Here is a 17,826-nt window from a genome sequence, read left to right as displayed (position 1 = left end):
GGACCGGGTTGCGCCCGGGCGCAACCCGGTCCTGGCGTTTCGCGACACCCTCGCGCGGACGGCGCCGGCCCTGGTGCAGCGGCCCCTCGGCGTCTTCCACGCCTACGCCTTCAACACGACGCGCCAGCTCGGCGCGAATTTCGAGATGCTGGCGAGCCATCTCGTCTGGCTCGAAGCGGCGGGCGCGGGCACCTTCGCCCCGGCCTTCGACGCGGCCACGCGCCTCGCCGTCGAAGCCAAGGCGTTCCAGTTCCAGCTCGCCCGGGCCTTCCACCGGCGCAGCGCCGAAGGCTTGGCGCCGCGCCTCGACCGCCTCGCGTCAACCTACGAGGACGTGTTCGCGGCCCTCGACCGCGCCTTAGGCGGGTAGGGGAGGGTCGTGGCCCGTGTCCGATCCATCGATGGTGTGACCCCGCAGGCCGTGGACGGCCCCTGGCGGCTCGCCCTGACGCCAGCCGGCGCCTGGGCCGGCCCGGGCGACCTGTCGGACGCCGCCGACTGGATTCCCGCCCCGGTGCCTGGCACCGTGGCCGCCGCCCTCCGCACGGCGGGCCGCTGGTCCGAGAAAACACCGACGCCGCTCCACGACCAGGACGCCTGGTACCGGACCCGGCTGACCCAGGGCGGCCCGTCGCGCCTGCGCTTCGACGGCCTCGCGACCCTCACCGAGATCTGGCTCGACGGCGTTCCCGTACTGATCTCCCGCTCGATGTTCGAGCCCCACGTCGTCGAGGCCGATCTCCGGCCCGGGGCCGATCTCGCCCTCTGCTTCCGGTCGCTCAAGGCGGATCTCGACCGCCCATCGAAGCGCGGACGTTGGCGTCCACGGATGATCACACCCGGCTCCCTGCGCCACGTTCGCACGAGCCTCCTCGGCTTCATGCCGGGCTGGTGCCCGGAGATCGACCTCGTGGGCCCCTTTCGCCCGGTGACGGTGGAACCCTCGTGCCCTGGCGTGGACGAGGCCGACCTGCGCGCCGCCTATGACGGCGCGACCGGCCGGCTCGTCGCGCGCCTGCGGATTTCCGGCCGGCCCGCCTCCGTTACCCTCCGTTGCGACGGCCGCGCCGCGGCTCTGATGGAATCCGAGCCGGGCCTGTTCACCGGAACACTGGCGCTGCCGGGCATCGCGCCCTGGTGGCCCCATACCCACGGCACGCCCCATCTGCACCCGGTGAGTGTGGACGTCGACGGCGCGACGCTCGAACTCGGCCGCACGGGCTTTCGCACCCTGTCGCTGGCGCGGCCCTTCGAGGAGGGTCTGGCGCTCGCGGTCAATGGCGTGCCGGTGTTCTGCCGGGGTGCCAACTGGACGCCCTCGGACCTCGTCGGCCTCGGCAGCGAGGATTGCGCCACCCTCGTCGGACTGGCCCGCGAGGCCGGCATGAACATGCTGCGCGTGTCCGGCACCACCCTCTACCCGGCGCCCGATTTCTACGACCTCTGCGACGCCGCCGGCATCCTGGTCTGGCAGGACCTGATGCTGGCGAATTTCGACTATCCGCACGACGCGGCCGGCTTCGCCGCCGCCCTCGCCGGCGAGGTGGGGAGCTTCCTCGACCGCACGCAGCTCTCACCCGCCCTCGCCGTGCTCTGCGGCGGCAGCGAGGTCTGGCAGCAGGCGGCGATGCTCGGAGCGCCGCGGACCGTCTGGGCCGACACGTTCTGCGCCGACGCGCTGCCGCGACTGGTGGCCGCGTGGCGCCCCGACCTCGTCGCAGTCCCGAACTCGCCATCGGGGGGCGACCTGCCGTTTTCCCCGAGCGCGGGCTGCACCCATTACTACGGCGTCGGCGCCTACCGCCGGCCCCTGGACGACGCCCGCCGCGCCGAGGTGGGCTTTGCCAGTGAATGCCTGGCCTTCGCCAACCTGCCGGAGCCGGCGACGCTGGGCCGGACGAGCCCGTCCGATCCGCACTGGGACCAGGGCATCCCCCGTGACAGGGGCGCCGACTGGGACTTCGAGCAGGTGCGCGACCACTATGTCGGTCTGCTCTACGACGTCGATCCCGCCGCCCTGCGTACCGCCAATCCGGAGCGGTACCTCGAACTCGGCCGCGCCGCCGTCGCAGAGGTGATGGAGGCCACCTTCGCCGAGTGGCGCCGGGCGCGCTCGCCGACCGCCGGCGGTCTCGTCTGGTTCCTGCGCGACCTCGGGCCGGGCACGGGCTGGGGCGTGATCGACTGGACGCAGGCCCCGAAGTCGGGCTGGTACGCGCTGAAGCGCGCGTTCCGCCCGGTGCAGGTCACCCTCTCGGACGAGGGCCTGAGCGGCCTTCACCTGCACGTCCACAACGAGACCGCCGAGGCCCTGGACCTTCGCCTGGGGCTGACCTTCGCGGACTGCGCCGGCAAGGTTGCGGCACGGGCGGAGCGCGACGTCACGGTGGGTCCCCGGACCTCCCTCACCCTGTCCTCCGCCGAGATGCTCGGCCGCTTCTTCGACGCCACCGACAGCTACCGCTTCGGTCCCCGCATCCACGACGTCGCGCAGGCCCGCCTGACCACGCCGGACGGGACGCTGATCGCCGAGAGCTTCCACTTCCCCGGCATCCGACCCATCGCGCCCGAGGCGATCGGCCTGCGCGTCGCGCCCGTGGTCGACGCGCCCGTGCCGACCCTGCGCATCGCCAGCGACCACCTCGCCCTCGGGGTGAGCGTGCGGAGCACCGGAGCGCGGCCCTGCGACAGCGGCTTCCACCTCGCGCCGGGGACGGAGAGGCTGGTCAGCTTCCCCGGCCAAACCCGGCTTCCGCGCGGCGTGGTCGGTGCCCTCAACAGCCAAGAAACCGTGAGGTTCGGCCACGATGCCTGAGGTCCGTTCCATGACCGCCCCGGATACCGCGCCCGAGGCCGCCGTTCCCGTGACCTTCGACGACCTGTTCGGCTGGATCCATCCGGCGGCCGGCCGGCGTGGCGTCGTCCTGTGCGGCGCCTCCGGCTTCGAGCAGATGGCCGCCCACCGCCCGTGGCGCGCCCTGGCGGACAGGATCGCCGCGGGCGGCTGCCCGGCCCTGCGGTTCGACTATCCGGGGGAGGGCAATTCGGGCGATCCCGGTGAGGCCCGGGTGGCGGCCAACGTCGCGGCGATCCGACGGGCGATGCGCTTCCTGCGGGAGACGACCGGCGTCGAAGAGATCGTCCTCGTCGGCCTCCGGCTCGGCGCCAACCTCGCCCTCCTGGCGGCCCAGGAGGAGGATGTCGACCGGCTGGTCCTGCTGGCGCCCGCGCCGACGGGGCGAGCCTATCTCCGCGAGATGCGCCTGCGCGCCCGGACGGTCGGCGGCGTCGCGGACGGCGGCGCACCGAAGCCGGACCCCGACGGGCTGTCGGTCGGCGGTTTCCGCCTGGGGCCGGCCTTCCTGGCCGATCTCGGCGCCCTCGAGGCCGCCGCGATCACGCGCGCGCCGGCCCCGCGGACCCTGCTTCTCGCGCCCGAAACGCGGACGCTGGCGGGACGCCTGACCGCCCTCGGCGGCATCGTCGAGACGGGGCCGCTGCCTGGGCTTCCCCTCCTGGTCGGCGACCCGATCTTCGCCGAGATCCCGCAGGCCGATTTCGATCGCATCACCGCCTTCGCGACGGAAGGCGTCACGATCGTCGGCCCCATCGATCCGCTGCGCCTCGCCCCGGCGCGCCTGGACGGTGCCGGCTGGTCCGAGGTGCCAGCCCGGTTCCGGCCGGACCTGTTCGGCATCCGCTGCCTGCCCCGGCGGCAGGATTCCGGCGCACCGACGGTGGTGTTCGTCTCCACCGGCATGACGGTGCATTCGGGCTGGGGCCGCCAGATCACGGAGCTCGCCCGCAGGCTCGCCGGGGAGGGCGTATCCTCCTTCCGCTTCGATCTCGCCGGCATCGGAGACAGCGGTGGCCGGCCGGACGCACGCAAGCCGCCCTACGCGCCGGACGGGTTCGTGGATGTGGGCCGGGCCCTCGATCATCTGGCGGAGACCCGGGGACCCATCGTCCTCGTGGGCAATTGCAGCGGCGCCTATGCGGCCTTCCAGGCCCTCTGCCGCGACCCGCGGGTCGACGGCGCGCTCCTGATCAATCCCTTTTGCTTCGACTGGGACCCGGACCAGGATGTCGACGCCGTGATCCGCCAGACCTTCGGCAGCACCGGCACCTACGCGGCGCTGCTGAAGCGCGGGGCGACGTGGCGGCGGCTCCTGCGCGGCGAGATCCAGGTCCGGGCGATCGGGGCGACCCTCGCCAGGCGCGGGTTCGAGGGAGCCGTGCGGCGGTTGCGGCGCCTGGTGAAACCCATTTCCCCCGGTGGCTCCGTCGCCCGGCGGGTGGCCCGGTTGCGGCGGCGCGGTGCCGAGATCCGCCTCGTCTACAGTGCCGGCGATCCCGGGCTCGCAGCCCTGCGCCGCCATCTCGGGCGCTCGCCCGGCCGGGCCGACCGACGCCTCGGCGCGCCGGTGGCGATCGTGCCGGATGTCGACCACAACTTCAGTTCGGCCGAGGCGCAGGCGATGCTCGCAACCCATCTGCGCGACCTGCTGCGCGCGGTCCAGGAGGCTGCGGCCGCGCGGGCCGAGGCCCGGTTTCCGGTCGATACCCGCTCCCGCCTCTCCGCCGTTGCGGGCCTCGCGTGAGGGGCCTCACCCGCCGGGGGGCCCTGGCCCTGACGGCCGGGGCCTTCGCGGCGCGGGTCGAGGCCGCGGCCGCGCCGGTGCACCGCTGCGTGGATCTCGTCGACGCCATCGGCATCAACGTGCATCTCGGCCACGGGGGCTCGCCCTATGTCGAGCGCTTCGCCGCCTGCGCCGCCGCCCTTGACGACCTCGGCGTGCGCCACCTGCGCGACGACATCGTCCTCGTCGGGTCGGAGCCCTCGGGGCAGTTCGAGCGGATCGCGGGGCTCGCTCGCCGGGGCTATCGCTTCAGCCTGATCTTCTACGACGGATCGACGCCCGGTCCGCGGGTGCCGCCGGAGCGCTTCGCCGAGATCGCCGACTGGGCGGAGGACGGGCTCGTCGTGGTGGAAGGCGGCAACGAGCCGCCGGTGGCCGCGCGGCCGGGCCTCGCCCGCCTCTCCGCCGAGCACCAGGCGGCCCTGTTCCGCGCGGTGCGGGGCGACCCGCGGCATCGCTCCGTCCGGGTCGCCGGCCCGAGCTACATCCAGGGCCACATCGCGGCCGCGGAGAACCTGTCCGGCTCCGTCGATCTCGCCAACGTCCATGCCTATCCGGGCCTGGAGCACCCCGAGACCCGGGGAGCGGGGAGCCTCGACGGCTTCCTCGCCGCCGTGCGGCCGGTCTTCGGCAGCGCCCCGGCGATCGTCACCGAGAACGGCTACCACACCGCCCTGGCCACCCAGAGCGCCCACCTGCCGGTCTCGGAGGGCATCCGCGCCCGCTACCTGCCGCGCCTGCTGCTGTGGAGCTACCTGCAGGGCGTGCGGCGGACCTACCTCTACGAGCTGATCGCCTCCTTCGACCGGGGCGACGCCGACCCGGAAAGCCGGTTCGGACTCCTCGCCCATGACGGGACGCCGACAGCGTCCTTCGCGGCCGTGCGGGGCCTGATGCGCCTGTTCGGCGGTCGCGCGGAGGAGGAGGCGGTTCCCCGGGACCGCCTCGACGTCGCGCTTCCGGGGGGCGTACCCGACCTCGTGGCGGCGCGTTTCCGGCGGGCGGACGGGGCCCTGCTGGTTCCGCTCTGGCTCGGGCTCGACGGCTGGGACCGGAACGCCCGGGCAGCCCGTCCGGACGTCGCGCCGCGCCCGGTGGACCTGCGCCTCTCGGGGCCGCCCCGGCGGCTGCGGCTGCACCGCTTCGGCGACGACGGCGTCGTCCGCGTGGAGCCGCTTGCGCCGGCCCAGGCCCTGACCCTGGCGGTCAGCGACCGGCTCTCCGTGCTGGAGGTCGGGTAGGCTCAGGGCGCGGGTTCGTCCACGAACTGCACACCGATCTCGCCGGGCTTGCGCCAGGCGACCCGGGCCGAGCGCCGCTCGCCCTGCATCTCGACCAGCAGGGTGAAGTGGTCCGGGATGCCGACGACGCTGGCGACCCGGAGGCGGGCGCCGGACTGCGAGCGGTTGCGCAGGGTGCAGTCGATGACGCCGCCGCCCTGCAACGCGATCTTGCCCGCCAGCAACGTGCGGGTCCGGGATTCGGATCGTCTCTCTTCCATCGCGCGATGCCGTGGTGATTGCGGTTGTACGTCCGTAATGCAGGAGTGGTTACGAGTCGGTATCGCGCCCGGGCCGCGCGACGTCATCCGAACTGCGCACCGATCATTTCGTCGGTGCGCCAGACGACCCGGCAGACCTTGATGCCGTCCAGGGGCGGCGCCTCGAGCAGGAAGGTGCTCGGCACGCGGTCGGCGTCCGGCAGGGTGATCCTGACGCCGCCGAGGGAGACGTCGTGCACCAGACAGGCGAGTTGCGTGTGCTCGTCGATGGCGATGCTGCCGGTCTCGTCGGATCGGAACCGAGGCGTGGCGCGGCGCTCCTGCGAGGGAGCGGGGAGGGGGGAAGCGTACGGAAGAGCGCGCATGGGGGGCGGATCTCGAAGCGGACCTGACGCTCCAGGAATCGTCGCCGGCCCGCAAGGACGCGCTAATCCGGTCGCTCAAATTGTCGGCACCCGCGCAATCGCGGGGGGCGGACGACGCGTCGGGATACGGCGGGGTCGTGTCGAGGTCGCGCGGTCCGGGCCGCCCCGGATGACAGATGCGCGCGCGGCACAACCCTCGGCTGGAACCGAGGCCCGCGACGCCCGGTTCGGCAGGGGACAACCGGAGCCGAGTCCCATGAAGATCGTCACCGTCGCGGATCTCATCGTCGACACCCTCGACCAGGCCGGCGTCCGGCGCATCTACGGCATCGTCGGCGACAGCCTGAACGCGCTGACCGAATCGCTGCGGGCGCGGGGCACCATCGATTGGGTCCATGTCCGGCACGAGGAGGTGGCGGCCTTCGCGGCGGGGGCCGACAGCCAGCTCTCGGGCACGCTCGCGGTCTGCGCCGGGTCCTGCGGGCCGGGCCACGTCCACCTCATCAACGGCCTCTACGATTGCCACCGCACCCGCACCCCGGTTCTGGCCATCGCGGCGCACATCCCCTCGGCCGAGATCGGCTCGGGCTACTTCCAGGAGACGCATCCGGGCGAGCTGTTCCGCGAGTGCAGCCACTATTGCGAGATGGTGGGCGACGCCTCCCAGCTGCCGCAGGTGCTGGAGAACGCCATGCGGGCGGCGATCGGCCTGTCCGGCGTCGCCGTGGTGATCATCCCCGGCGACGTCGCCCTGATGGACGCGCCGACCCGCGGGGTCGCCCCCAATGCGGGGCTGATCCCGCCCCGGCCCGTGGTGCGCCCGGCCGAGACCGAGCTCGACGCCCTCGCCGACCTCCTCAACGGCTCCGAGCGGATCACCCTGCTCTGCGGGCGCGGCTGCGCCGGGGCCCATGCCGAGCTGCTCCAGCTCGCCGAGGCCCTGAAGAGCCCGATCGTGCACGCGCTCGGCGGCAAGGACGTGGTCGAGTACGACAACCCCTACGACGTCGGCATGACCGGGCTGATCGGCTTCTCCTCGGGCTATGCCGCGATGATGTCCTGCGACACCTTGCTGATGCTCGGTACCGACTTCCCCTACCGGCAGTTCTACCCGCAGGACGCCAAGATCGCCCAGGTCGACATCCGCCCGGGCCAGCTCGGGCGCCGCTGCAAGCTCGACCTCGGCCTCGTTGGCCACGTGGACGACACCCTCCGGGCGCTGCTGCCCAAGCTGACGCCCAAGACCGAGCGCAAGCATCTCGACGCTGCCCTCAAGCACTATGCCAAGGCCCGCGAAGACCTCAACGACCTCGCCACCGGCGCGCCGGCCAAGGGCTGGTTCGGCCTTAAGTCCGCCCACCAGCCGATCCACCCGCAATACCTGACGAAGCTCGTCAGCGAGGCGGCCGCCGACGACGCGGTCTTCACCGCCGATGTCGGCACCCCGACGATCTGGGCGGCCCGCTACCTCAAGATGAACGGCCGGCGCCGGCTGATCGGCTCCTGGGTGCACGGCTCGATGGCCAACGCCATGGCGCAGGGCATCGGCGCGCAAGCGGCCTATCCCGACCGGCAGGTGGTGTCGCTCTCCGGCGACGGGGGCTTCACCATGCTGATGGGCGACCTCCTCACCCTGCGCCAGCAGAAGCTGCCCCTCAAGATCGTGGTCTACAACAACGGCACCCTCGGCTTCGTGGAAATGGAGATGAAGGCCGCCGGCTACCTCGAGACCGGGGTCGCCCTCGACAACCCGGACTTCGCCGCCATGGCCCGCGGCGCCGGCATCCACGCCGTCCGGGTCGAGGACCCGGCCGCGCTGGAGACGGCGGTCCGCGAGGTGATGGCCCATCCGGGCCCGGCCCTCCTCGACTGCGTGGTGGCCCGCCAGGAACTCTCGATGCCCCCGAAGATCGACGGCAAGCAGGTGAAGGGCTTCAGCCTCTACGTCCTGCGCGCGGTGATGAGCGGCCGGGGCGATTCCGTGCTCGACCTCGCCAAGACCAACCTGCTCCGCTGAGGGGCGCCGCGCCGGCCACGCGGCGGCGCGCCTCGCTCCGCGAGGCTTCGGGGATCGGCGCCCTCACCGATCGAGGGACGGCCCGATCCTCCAGCGCGCCGGATTCCGAACCGTCAATGTCCGGCGCCCGATTCCTGTCGAGGGGCCAGTTTCGACCCAACCCCGCCATACATGTTGCTAAGAGCGTCGCCTGAAAGCGGACATGTACGGCATCTCTGCTTAACGGCAATAATTGACCCTTAACTGACCTTAGAAAGGTCTGCTTACTGGCAGCCTGGCCAACCTGAACGGGCCGGTCCCCACCCAGGTTGCTAAAGCTTGAGTGTCTGACCATTCGAGCCGGATCGAAGAAGGCGGTGCTAAACGGCGTCGTTCGCTTTCGCAGACTTTTCAACTCTCACCGGGCGAGCAAGTGCGTTTGTCGGCGATCGAGGCCTCGCCCGAGCCGGTATGGGCGCCAGGGCCCAACGGCGCAGCAAGCAGGCTCGCCACCCATCCCATTCTCCCGTATTACGCATAGCTGAAGCGGAGTTGGGACGATGGCGACGACGGTCTGGGGCAGCACGACGAAGCCGATGTCAGCGCGGAAGCTAGCTTCTCTTATGGAGGCAGATTCCGAGCTAGATGGTACCCTCTACATCGGATACCCAGTTCTAGGTACACCCGACGGCGCTTTTCCTTTCGACGCTATATTGCTAAGTCCCCAGCATGGAGCGGTGTTGTTCGATGTCGTCGAGGGCAAGGAACTTGGCGACTATGGGCAGCGACAAGACAATATGTTTTCTAAGCTGCAGTCGAAGCTGATACAATATCAGCCACTAGTAAAAAAACGAACCCTGCTCCCGACTCTTACAACTGTGACTTATGCACCGGCTTCGTCGACACAAGACGAGGTAAAAGGAGATTATCCGTTCTTTTCATCCCCTCAAATAGTTGATTTTGTGAAAGATATCGTCTGGACTGGCGAAGACACGTATCCTGCTATGGCCTCCGCGATACAAGCGCTTTCGACAATTAGGAAGGGCAAGCGGCGCAAGGACGTTAAGAAGCCTGACTCAAGAGGCGACAAGCTTCAAAGGCTGAATGATTCCATTGCCAATCTTGATGCTCATCAGAGCGCTGCCGTTATCGAAACGGTTGATGGCGTCCAAAGGATAAGAGGCCTGGCGGGATCAGGAAAGACAATTGTACTTGCTCTCAAAGTTGCATATTTGCACGCCCAGCATCCAGATTGGAAAATCGCAATAACTTTTAATACACGGTCGCTTCGAGATCAATTTACACGGCTCGTGAATAATTTTGTCATTGAGCAGACCAGTGAAGAGCCCGATTGGGACAGAATCGACATCATTCATTCTTGGGGTTCACCCAGCACGCCGACAGGAATGTACTACCAATTTACTAAAACAAATAGTACTATATATTATGATTTCAAATCTGCCCAAAACGCTTTCGGAGAGGGTCGTGAATTCGATGGAGCTTGCAAGGATGCGCTATCAAAATCTGTGAAGCCTGCGCAGATTTATGATGCAATCTTGATCGATGAAGCTCAAGATTTACCGCCCTCATTCCTCCAACTTTGTTATCACTCGCTTAGAGCTCCTAAAAGGCTTGTATATGCCTACGATGAGTTGCAGAGCTTGAACAATGCGACGCTTCCTCCTCCAGATGAGTTATTCGGTGCCGATGCAGCTGGAAAGCCACTCGTTAAGTTTGCTGAGGAGGCTCCGGGGCAGCCGAGGCAGGATATAATTTTGCGTGTTTGTTATCGGAATTCGAGGCCGATCCTTGCTACTGCACATGCACTTGGATTCGGAGTCTACAGAGAACCGGGTGGCTTAATCGCAACGTTCGATCAAGCCCACCTCTGGAAAGATGTGGGTTATTATGTGCGCGAAGGTCAGCTAAAAGATGATCAGCGAGTGTCTTTAGCTCGCAGTTCCGAGACAAGCCCCCTCTTTCTCGAGGAGCATTCGCCTGTCGATGATTTAATTTCATTCAATCGTTTCGATAATTCCGTTGAACAGACGGCATGGCTCGTAGAGGATATTCGGAAGAATCTTGCCGAAGAGGACCTATCTCCAGAAGATATCATAGTAATCAATCCAGATCCGCTAACGACGCGTCGAGCGGTTTCAGACGCGCGGGCCGCTCTATTCGACCATAACATCAACTCGTCCCTAGCAGGTGTTTCAGGGTCTCCCGACGTTTTCTTCGAAAATGATGTTGTGACCTTCACAGGCATCTTTCGTGCAAAAGGAAATGAAGCGGCGATGGTTTATATAATCAACGCTCAGGACTGTTATAGCGCCTATTTACCTGCTGAATTGACCCGTATAAGAAGCCAGATTTTTACGGCAATTACTCGCTCAAAGGCTTGGGTTCGTGTGCTTGGTGTTGGGCCACGAATGGATGAAATGATCCGGGAGTTCGGCCGAGTAAAAGAAAACGACTTCCGTCTGAATTTCATCTACCCAAATGAAGCAAAACGTAGAGAACTGCGAACCATCAACCGGGACCTGACGCGTGCTGAGCAGGAAAAACTTTCGAAGAAGGTTTCCGATCTGAGAGACGTAGTTAACGCCCTTGATCAAGGTGAAGTAAAGCTTGAGGATTTGCCATCCTCACTTCGCGCACAGCTTCTGAAAGTGCTGGGAGCCGGAAAATGACTCCGCAGCAAACGATTCAGAATATCCGCGACGTGATGAGCAAAACGATACGAGCTGGCCTTTCAAATCAGCAGAACTTTCCGGCCATCAAGAATGTGGGTCAGCAGGGACAAGAAATATACATTGATGGGTCTCCCGATCTTTCCATCAGCCTAAGAGATGTACCATATAATGAAGTGTACATCGCTCTTGATGAGGCGAAAGCATATAATTTGCGCCTCATAGATGGGTCTCTTATTCAGATGGTATACTCATTTAGGAGAAATAGAATTCACAGCCACCGACTCGCTCTGTTTCCTTCTCCCCACCTAGATTCATATGAAGACGCGGCTGATAGTTATGAGAAAGATGCAGTTTTTGCAGAGATAACGGGACGATATCTCGTCAGATTTCCTGTCAGGTTCGATTTTTCAGATCTCGACGAGGAGCATATTGAGATCGATCATCCGAAATCGCATGTGACTTTGGGCCAGTACAAACAGTGTAGAATTCCGGTTAATGCCCCTCTTTCTCCGTTAAAATTCATGAGATTCGTTCTAAGGAGTTTTTACTTTCCCGCCTTGACAAGCGTCGGATTACCAGATCCCGGTGATGACCCAGCTTTCTCCGAAACTATCACTGATAAAGAGCGTGGAATCGCTTTTTTCTCAACCTAATCAATTTTAATTATATTTTTTATAATTCCTCGAAAAGCGGTGGCCTTTCGAGCGCCGCCGCGCGGTGTAGTAATGCCCAATGCAACAAGCCAAGCGGCGCGATCCCAGAAGGACACTGCGCCTTCAGCCTGCCGCTCGCGATAGACAGGCGCCAGAAGTATGGCATACCCTTGGATGTGCTCGCCCTACGCTACCCGACCGGCAGGGCGGCCCCAGTCGCTAAGGCTTTGAGGGTGATGCCCACCGAGCCGCACGCCTTGTGCTATTGCAGCAGCGAGCGCCGCCCGAGTTCGCTCATTAGCTGGGAGATGAAGCACACGTCTCGGCTAATCCTATCGAGCTTCGCAGCCACTACCGGGCGCAGACGGCGGCGCGCCTCGGCCGGGGGGGGCTAGGATGGGGCGACGGTCCAGGGCATTGGCGCCCTTGCCCGACTCGACCTCGGTTAGCTCTCACACGATGGTGAAGCCTTCAGCGTCGCAGAAGCGGAGGACCGTGGCGCGCTGTATTTCAAGCCCGAGGCCCGATCGGCCCTGCCAGGTCGTCGAAACCCAGTAGTAGGCCGCCAACGGAAGGTCAGTTCCAGCCTTTGTGGTGCCCGCTTATAGGCGTCACACCGATTTCCGCTCCTGGCGCGAAGCGGTCGTTCGTTTGAATCCAGCGAACGTTCGGTTGCCTGTATCCGCCTCCCAAAAGCAGATTGGCAAAAATCCACCCAACCCGGACGCGGAGCGCGCAGGCGGGGCCTGGTCCAGTGGCGCCGGCTTGTCCGTTTCCTTGCCGTTCCCGGGGGCGGAGTATCCGGACGAACCGAGCCCGGGTAGGACGCGCGGCGCCTCGCGCATCTGTCATCGAACCGTGGCCGTCACTGCCCGTTGATCGCGGGCCCCTGCAGGCCGGAGACAGATCCACGGCATGCGTTCCCGCTCTCTCATCGTCGGCGCCCTCGTCGCCCTCGCCGCCGGTGTCGGCCTGGCCGGGCTCGGCCGCTTCGGCTACGCGCCGATGCCGGCGCGCGAGGACCTCGCCAATCCCGAGCGCTACCGGATCCGCACGGCCTACGACGTGCTCGGCCGCCGCATCGGCCGGGAGGAGGCGCAGGCGCTCGGCGCCACCGAGGCGGGGCGCCGGACGCTGTCGCCCGAGGCCGGCGCCTTCGCCATCGACGAGGCCGTCGTCGCGCGCGGGCGGGAGGCCTTCTACACCGAGACCTTCGGGAACGAGGTCTTCCTCACCGACGTGATGGGCATGCTCGACGGCGCCCTGACGCCCTACGAGGTCGCCCGCGCCGTGCTGCTGCTCGGCGGTCGCGCCACGAACGACCTCCAGGTCCGCGTCGCCGAAGACGTGCGGATCGGCGAGCGCCAGTGGCGCAAGGGCGAGTTCGTCTCCACCGGCCTCGACGTTGCGGCGGGGGGGCTCGGCATCATCGGCCTGAAGACCTTCTACGACCGCGGCCACCTGCGCCTCGGCATCACCTGCGCGCTCTGCCACGCGGCGGTCGATCCCAAGTCCGGCAAGGTCGTGGAAGGGGCGCCGAACGCCGACCTGAATGCCGGCCTGCTCCTCGCCCTCTCGGCCAACGCCTCCGCCTACTTCATGCACGGCAGCGTCGATCTCGCAGCCCTCGCCGGCGATCCGTCGCGCACGGTGGCGACCGCCGACGGGGGACGGGCGGTGCTGCCGGATCGGGACAGGCTGGAGGCGGCGGCCAAGGTCCAGGTCGCGAGCTGGCCGCCGGGCAGCTTCGATTCCTCCGCCGACCGGGTGACGAACCCGACCTCGATCCCGTCGAGCTTCTCGGCCTACGGCGAGCCCTACAGCTGGAGCGGGCGCGAGGCGGTGGGGCCCTTCCACGGGCTGTCGTCGCTGAACAACAACGTGCACGCGGCCAATTCCGACACCACGCAGCTCGCCGCCGCCGCGCCCTGGCTGTTCGGCCTCGACCCCGACCTCTACCTCGGCATCCTGCTCCAGGGGGCGGTGAACCCGGCCCTGCGCTACGACCCGAAGGGGGCCGCGCGGCCGAGCGCGATCCTGTCCGCCTTCGACCCGACGCCGGGCTCGCCCGGCCTCAACCGCTACGCCGTCCTGCCGAGCTTTCCGGCGACGAACTACATGACCGACAACGGATTGTTCGCTTCGGCGGCCGGGGAGCCGGCGAACTTCGCCAACAACGCCATGTCGGCGTTCCAGAACCTGCTGCGCCCGCCCCCGGCCGGGCAGAACGACGGGAAGGACGACGGGCAGGACAACCGGAAGGACGCGGTGCAGGCCGGCCGCGCGGTGTTCGAGCGGGCCGGCTGTGCCGGCTGCCATGCCGGCCCGGCGCTGACCAACAACCGGATCGTGCCCGTGGGCGAGATCGGCACCGAGCCGACCCGGGCCCGGGCCGGCGCCAAGATGGAGGCGCGCCTCGCCGCCCCGGCGATGTTCGCCACCGACACGCCGTTCCCGCTGCCGGCCGACCCGAAGATCGTGCCGATCCCCCTGGAGGGCGAGGCCCTGAAGCAGGTCCAGCTCGGCTGGGCCCATGCCGGCAGCGAGGGCGGCTACAAGGTCCCGAACCTCGTCGGCCTCGCCTGGTCGGCCCCCTACTTGCACGACGGCGGCGTCGCGGTCGGGGCCGACCCGGCGGGCGAGCTCGGCGTCTCCGGCACCCTGGGGCGCGGCCATGCGCCGGACCCGCGCAACAGCCTGCGCGCCCTGGTGGACCGCGACCTGCGCGGCCGAGTCGTGGCCGCCAACCGCGCCTCCGCCACGGCGCGCCTCGCCCGCGTCACCGGAGAGGGGCACGCCTACTGGGTCGACGCCGCCGCCGGCTATGCCGCCGGCGACCAGGCGGCCCTGCTCGCCTACCTCCTCTCCATCGACGGCCTGACGCAGGACGTGCCGGTGCCCTGAGCCCGGCCGGCCCCGCACCCCTGCGCGGCCGCCCTACGTGCTGAGGTTCAGGCGGTAGCGGTAGACGTCGCCCCGGAACAGGCCCTCGACATATTCGATCATCGTCGAGTCCTGGTTGTAGCTGTGGCGCTTGATCAGCAGGCAGGGCAGGGGCTGGTCGAAGGCGAAGATCTCGCATTCGGCCGGGGTCGGCAGGGTCGCCTCGACGGTCTGCTCGCAGCGCACGAGGCGGCCGCCCGGATGCGCGGCCAGGAAGGCGTAGACGGAGCCGGAGAGGTCGCCGGTCTCCAGGGCCGGCACGGCGCGGATGTTGTACCAGGCAACCTCGCGGGACATCGGCACGCCATCGCCGGAGCGCACGCGGGTCAGGCGCAGGAACGGGGCCGTGGAGGGCAGGCCGAAGATCGACGCGATGGAGCGGTCCTCGGTCACCACCCGTTCCAGGATGCGCGAGGACGGGATCTTGCCGAGCTCGCGCATCTCCTCGGTGAAGCCCTTGAGCCGGTCCATGCCCGGGCGCACCGGCTCGGGCCGGCGCCGCACCAGGAAGCCCGAGCGCCCGCGCGGCACCAGGAGCTCGTCGTCGCTCAGCTCGGCATAGGCGCGCTGGACCGTGACCCGGCTGACGCCGAGGCTGTCGGCGAGCTGGCGCTCGGCCGGCAGGATCACGCCCGGCGGCAGCGAGCCCGACAGGATCAGCTCGCGCAGCTGGCCCTCGATCTGCCGGTAGAGGGGCATCGCGGTGTCGCCGCGCAACCGCAGGAGGGACAGCACCGAGGGACGCCCGTCCCCCGCGAAATCCGGCCCGACCCCGCCGTGTATCGTCCGATTTCTGGGGCGCACGTCCGATCGACCTCCGGTAGGGATGTTATATCGGATCGGATCGGGGTGCTCCATGCGGGTCTTCGTCGTCGGCAGTTTCGTGATCGCCTGCTCGGTCAAGGTCGCGCGGCTGCCGCAGGCGGGCGAATCCCTCGGCGGCTCGGCCTTCCTGGCGGAGCCCGGCGGCAAGGGCTTCAACCTCGCGCTCGCCGCGCACCGGCTCGGGGTGGCGGTGGACGGGCTCTTCGCCGTGGGCGAGGACGTCTTCTCCCCCGTGGTCCGGTCGACCTTCGCGCGGGTCGGCTTCTCCGAGGCCATGCTGGTGCCGCATGCGGGCTCGACCGGAGCCGGCGTCGCCTTCGTCGATCCGGCCGGCGAGAACTGCCTGGCGGTCTGCCTCGGCGCCAACCTCGCCCTGACGGCGGCGGATGTCCGGGCGGCCGCCGCCCGCATCCGGGACGCGGACCTCGTGGCGGCGACCTTCGAATCCCCCGACGCCCCCATCCGCGAGGCCTTCGCCCTGGCCCGGGCGCGGGGCCTGCCGACGCTCCTCAACCCCTCGCCGGTGCGCGCCCTCGACCCCGCGATCCTGGCCGACACCGCGATCCTGGTGGTCAACGCCGTCGAGGCGGCCGAACTCGGGCTCGGCCCGCCCGAGGCCGTCGCCGAGGCGCGGGCCGCGACGCCGGCCATCGCGGCCCTGCTGGCGGGCGGCCTCGACCTGCTGGTGGTGACCCTGGGCGAGCGCGGCGCCGTCGCGTTCCGCCCCGGCCGGCCGCCCCTGCGCCAGCCGGCCTTCGCGGTGGCGGCGGTGGATACGGTGGGGGCGGGCGACGCCTTCGCGGCCGGCCTGATGGCGGGCCTGCTGGCGCGGCGGCCGCTGGGCGAGGCCCTGCGGCAGGCGGCGGCCTGCGGGGCGCTCGCCACCGGTCAGTTCGGGGCCTTCGACGCCTTCCCGAGCGCGCGGGCGCTGGCGGATTTCCTCGACGGGCCGGGGGGCGGGGCCGGGCCGCATCTCAGCACGGGGCCGACGACCCGCTGAACATCGAGAGCGAGGCGACGATGCTGAGGAGCTCGGCCTGCCGCTTGGTGCCGGTCTTGTTGAAGATCGAGGTGAGCTGGGTCCGGACCGTGCTCGGCTGGACGCCGACGCTCTCGGCATAGCTCTGCAGGCGCGAGCCCCCGGCCAGCGCCTGGAGCAGGCGCGCCTCGGCCGGGGTCAGGTCGAACAGGAGGTTCAGCAGGCCGTCGTCCGGGGCCGCCCGGGCCCCGACCTGCACCAGGATCAGCAGCACCGCCGAGGCGTCGAAGACGTCGCCGGGATGCCGGTCGAAGCGCAGGATGTGGGCGATGTGGCCGCGGCGGTCGGAATAGCTGCGCACCGGCATGGTCTGGGCCGCCCGCCGGCCGCCGGCGACGTTGGCGATCGCGTCCTGCAGGGATTTGCTGTTGACCAGGCTGCGGAACAGGTGGCCGCCGTGCTGGCTCGCGGGCAGCACCTCCGCGCAGTCCTGCAGGCGGCCGTTCAGGGTCAGCACCCGGCCCGAGGCCGACAGGATGGCGGCGGGCAGGCCGATCCGGTCGAGGGCCGTGGTGGTGACGCGGGCGCGCTCGGAGCCGAACTGGGCGCTGAGCTGGCAGGCGCGCACCAGATGCGGGCGCAGGGCGTCGAGCCGGGGCAGGAGGGCGGGCTCGTGCGGGCCGGCCTCGGCCCGGCGCTCGGCGGTGACGATGGCGACGTCGCCGGTGGGCAGGGCGATCGTGGTGCCCACCTGCCAGAACGGCTCGTCGATCCGGCAGCTCCGGCCGTCATAGGAGCCCGGCACCAGGTCGACGTCGCGCACGAAGCCCGCATGGGCCAGGGTGCGCCACTGCGCCGTGCGCCCGCTGCCGCGCCAGGAGGCCGCCGACGCGTGGTGGCGCAGGCGCCGCTCCAGGGCCGGGGAGGCGATCCAGCGGGGCATGCCGACGGGGGGCAGCACCATGAGCACGCCGCCATCCGACTGCGCGGTGTCGCCGAGGCACTGGAGGACGTCCGGCCAGAGCTCGGGCGTGCCGGCGGCCTCGTAGATCCGGTCGATAAGAGCTTCCCGCACCGGCCCGCCCCATGCTGATCTGAATCAGGAGTGATCGGGCCGAATACTGGTCCAACCGATCGCGATAAGACCAATATCAGTCCAAAACCGGCAACGGTATCCCCCAAACGGATGATGTCCCGGAGCAAGCGGGGGATGACGGGCCGGTGCCCGGGC

The 17,826-nt window shown here is 68.5% G+C and carries 12 protein-coding genes and 1 pseudogene; 9 read left to right on the top strand and 4 right to left on the bottom strand.

Annotated elements, in window-relative coordinates; all coding sequences use genetic code 11:
- The 4 genes and pseudogenes from AC3WLN_RS08925 to AC3WLN_RS08910 form a co-directional block, all read left to right on the top strand.
- Nucleotides 1–370 (top strand): annotated as a pseudogene (locus tag AC3WLN_RS08925) (DUF1839 family protein); the annotation flags it as partial.
- 9 nt (nucleotides 371–379) lie between these two features.
- The gene (locus tag AC3WLN_RS08920; RefSeq protein ID WP_492480663.1) at nucleotides 380–2,815 is read left to right on the top strand and encodes a glycosyl hydrolase 2 galactose-binding domain-containing protein; all 2,436 of its coding nucleotides are present in this window, start codon (nucleotides 380–382) and stop codon (nucleotides 2,813–2,815) included.
- 10 nt (nucleotides 2,816–2,825) lie between these two features.
- Nucleotides 2,826–4,601, top strand: a complete 1,776-nt coding sequence (locus AC3WLN_RS08915) for an alpha/beta fold hydrolase (protein WP_492480662.1) — start codon at nucleotides 2,826–2,828, stop codon at nucleotides 4,599–4,601.
- Nucleotides 4,598–5,881, top strand: a complete 1,284-nt coding sequence (locus AC3WLN_RS08910; protein WP_492480661.1) for a hypothetical protein — start codon at nucleotides 4,598–4,600, stop codon at nucleotides 5,879–5,881. Before AC3WLN_RS08915 ends, AC3WLN_RS08910 begins: the two co-directional genes overlap by 4 nt.
- A 2-nt stretch (nucleotides 5,882–5,883) precedes the next feature.
- Here AC3WLN_RS08910 and AC3WLN_RS08905 read toward each other — a convergent pair whose 3' ends face one another.
- Complete coding sequence (locus tag AC3WLN_RS08905) at nucleotides 5,884–6,141, bottom strand: PilZ domain-containing protein (RefSeq protein WP_463779464.1); 258 nt, start codon at nucleotides 6,139–6,141, stop codon at nucleotides 5,884–5,886.
- Nucleotides 6,142–6,224: 83 nt separating this feature from the next.
- Complete coding sequence (locus AC3WLN_RS08900; RefSeq protein ID WP_492480660.1) at nucleotides 6,225–6,506, bottom strand: PilZ domain-containing protein; 282 nt, start codon at nucleotides 6,504–6,506, stop codon at nucleotides 6,225–6,227.
- A gap of 256 nt (nucleotides 6,507–6,762) precedes the next feature.
- Between AC3WLN_RS08900 and poxB the strand changes: the two genes are divergently transcribed.
- The 4 genes from poxB to AC3WLN_RS08880 all read left to right on the top strand — a co-directional run bounded on the left by poxB (nucleotide 6,763) and on the right by AC3WLN_RS08880 (nucleotide 14,752).
- Complete coding sequence (poxB, locus tag AC3WLN_RS08895; RefSeq protein WP_492480659.1) at nucleotides 6,763–8,523, top strand: ubiquinone-dependent pyruvate dehydrogenase; 1,761 nt, start codon at nucleotides 6,763–6,765, stop codon at nucleotides 8,521–8,523.
- 539 nt (nucleotides 8,524–9,062) lie between these two features.
- On the top strand, nucleotides 9,063–11,192 hold the full coding sequence (locus tag AC3WLN_RS08890) for a DEAD/DEAH box helicase (protein WP_492480658.1): 2,130 nt from the start codon (nucleotides 9,063–9,065) through the stop codon (nucleotides 11,190–11,192).
- A gap of 35 nt (nucleotides 11,193–11,227) precedes the next feature.
- Entirely contained in the window at nucleotides 11,228–11,848 is a 621-nt protein-coding gene (locus AC3WLN_RS08885) for a DUF2290 domain-containing protein (protein ID WP_492480657.1), read from the top strand.
- Nucleotides 11,849–12,763: 915 nt separating this feature from the next.
- A complete protein-coding gene (locus AC3WLN_RS08880) occupies nucleotides 12,764–14,752 on the top strand; it encodes a cytochrome C oxidase Cbb3 (protein ID WP_492480656.1) in 1,989 nt (662 codons plus the stop codon).
- 33 nt (nucleotides 14,753–14,785) lie between these two features.
- Here the strand turns inward: AC3WLN_RS08880 and AC3WLN_RS08875 are convergent, their stop codons facing one another.
- Complete coding sequence (locus AC3WLN_RS08875) at nucleotides 14,786–15,490, bottom strand: GntR family transcriptional regulator (protein WP_492480703.1); 705 nt, start codon at nucleotides 15,488–15,490, stop codon at nucleotides 14,786–14,788.
- 157 nt (nucleotides 15,491–15,647) lie between these two features.
- Between AC3WLN_RS08875 and AC3WLN_RS08870 the strand changes: the two genes are divergently transcribed.
- A complete protein-coding gene (locus tag AC3WLN_RS08870) occupies nucleotides 15,648–16,616 on the top strand; it encodes a PfkB family carbohydrate kinase (RefSeq protein ID WP_492480655.1) in 969 nt (322 codons plus the stop codon).
- Here the strand turns inward: AC3WLN_RS08870 and AC3WLN_RS08865 are convergent.
- Nucleotides 16,591–17,670 (bottom strand): helix-turn-helix transcriptional regulator, encoded by a 1,080-nt coding sequence (locus tag AC3WLN_RS08865; protein ID WP_492480654.1) that lies wholly within the window; start codon nucleotides 17,668–17,670, stop codon nucleotides 16,591–16,593. The two genes, AC3WLN_RS08870 and AC3WLN_RS08865, sit on opposite strands and share 26 nt — an antisense overlap.
- Nucleotides 17,671–17,826: the final 156 nt, after the last annotated feature.

Source organism: Methylobacterium sp. FW306-05-D (assembly GCF_058782155.1).
This window is presented reverse-complemented; position numbering and strand designations above follow the sequence as displayed.

Bases quoted from the DNA above. Each gene is read 5' to 3' on its own strand.
- AC3WLN_RS08915 (WP_492480662.1), top strand. From the start codon at position 2,826: ATGACCGCCCCGGATACCGCGCCCGAGGCCGCCGTTCCCGTGACCTTC.
- AC3WLN_RS08875 (WP_492480703.1), bottom strand. From the start codon at position 15,490: ATGCCCCTCTACCGGCAGATCGAGGGCCAGCTGCGCGAGCTGATCCTG.
- AC3WLN_RS08890 (WP_492480658.1), top strand. From the start codon at position 9,063: ATGGCGACGACGGTCTGGGGCAGCACGACGAAGCCGATGTCAGCGCGG.
- AC3WLN_RS08870 (WP_492480655.1), top strand. From the start codon at position 15,648: ATGCGGGTCTTCGTCGTCGGCAGTTTCGTGATCGCCTGCTCGGTCAAG.
- AC3WLN_RS08885 (WP_492480657.1), top strand. From the start codon at position 11,228: ATGAGCAAAACGATACGAGCTGGCCTTTCAAATCAGCAGAACTTTCCG.
- poxB (WP_492480659.1), top strand. From the start codon at position 6,763: ATGAAGATCGTCACCGTCGCGGATCTCATCGTCGACACCCTCGACCAG.
- AC3WLN_RS08900 (WP_492480660.1), bottom strand. From the start codon at position 6,506: ATGCGCGCTCTTCCGTACGCTTCCCCCCTCCCCGCTCCCTCGCAGGAG.
- AC3WLN_RS08905 (WP_463779464.1), bottom strand. From the start codon at position 6,141: ATGGAAGAGAGACGATCCGAATCCCGGACCCGCACGTTGCTGGCGGGC.
- AC3WLN_RS08880 (WP_492480656.1), top strand. From the start codon at position 12,764: ATGCGTTCCCGCTCTCTCATCGTCGGCGCCCTCGTCGCCCTCGCCGCC.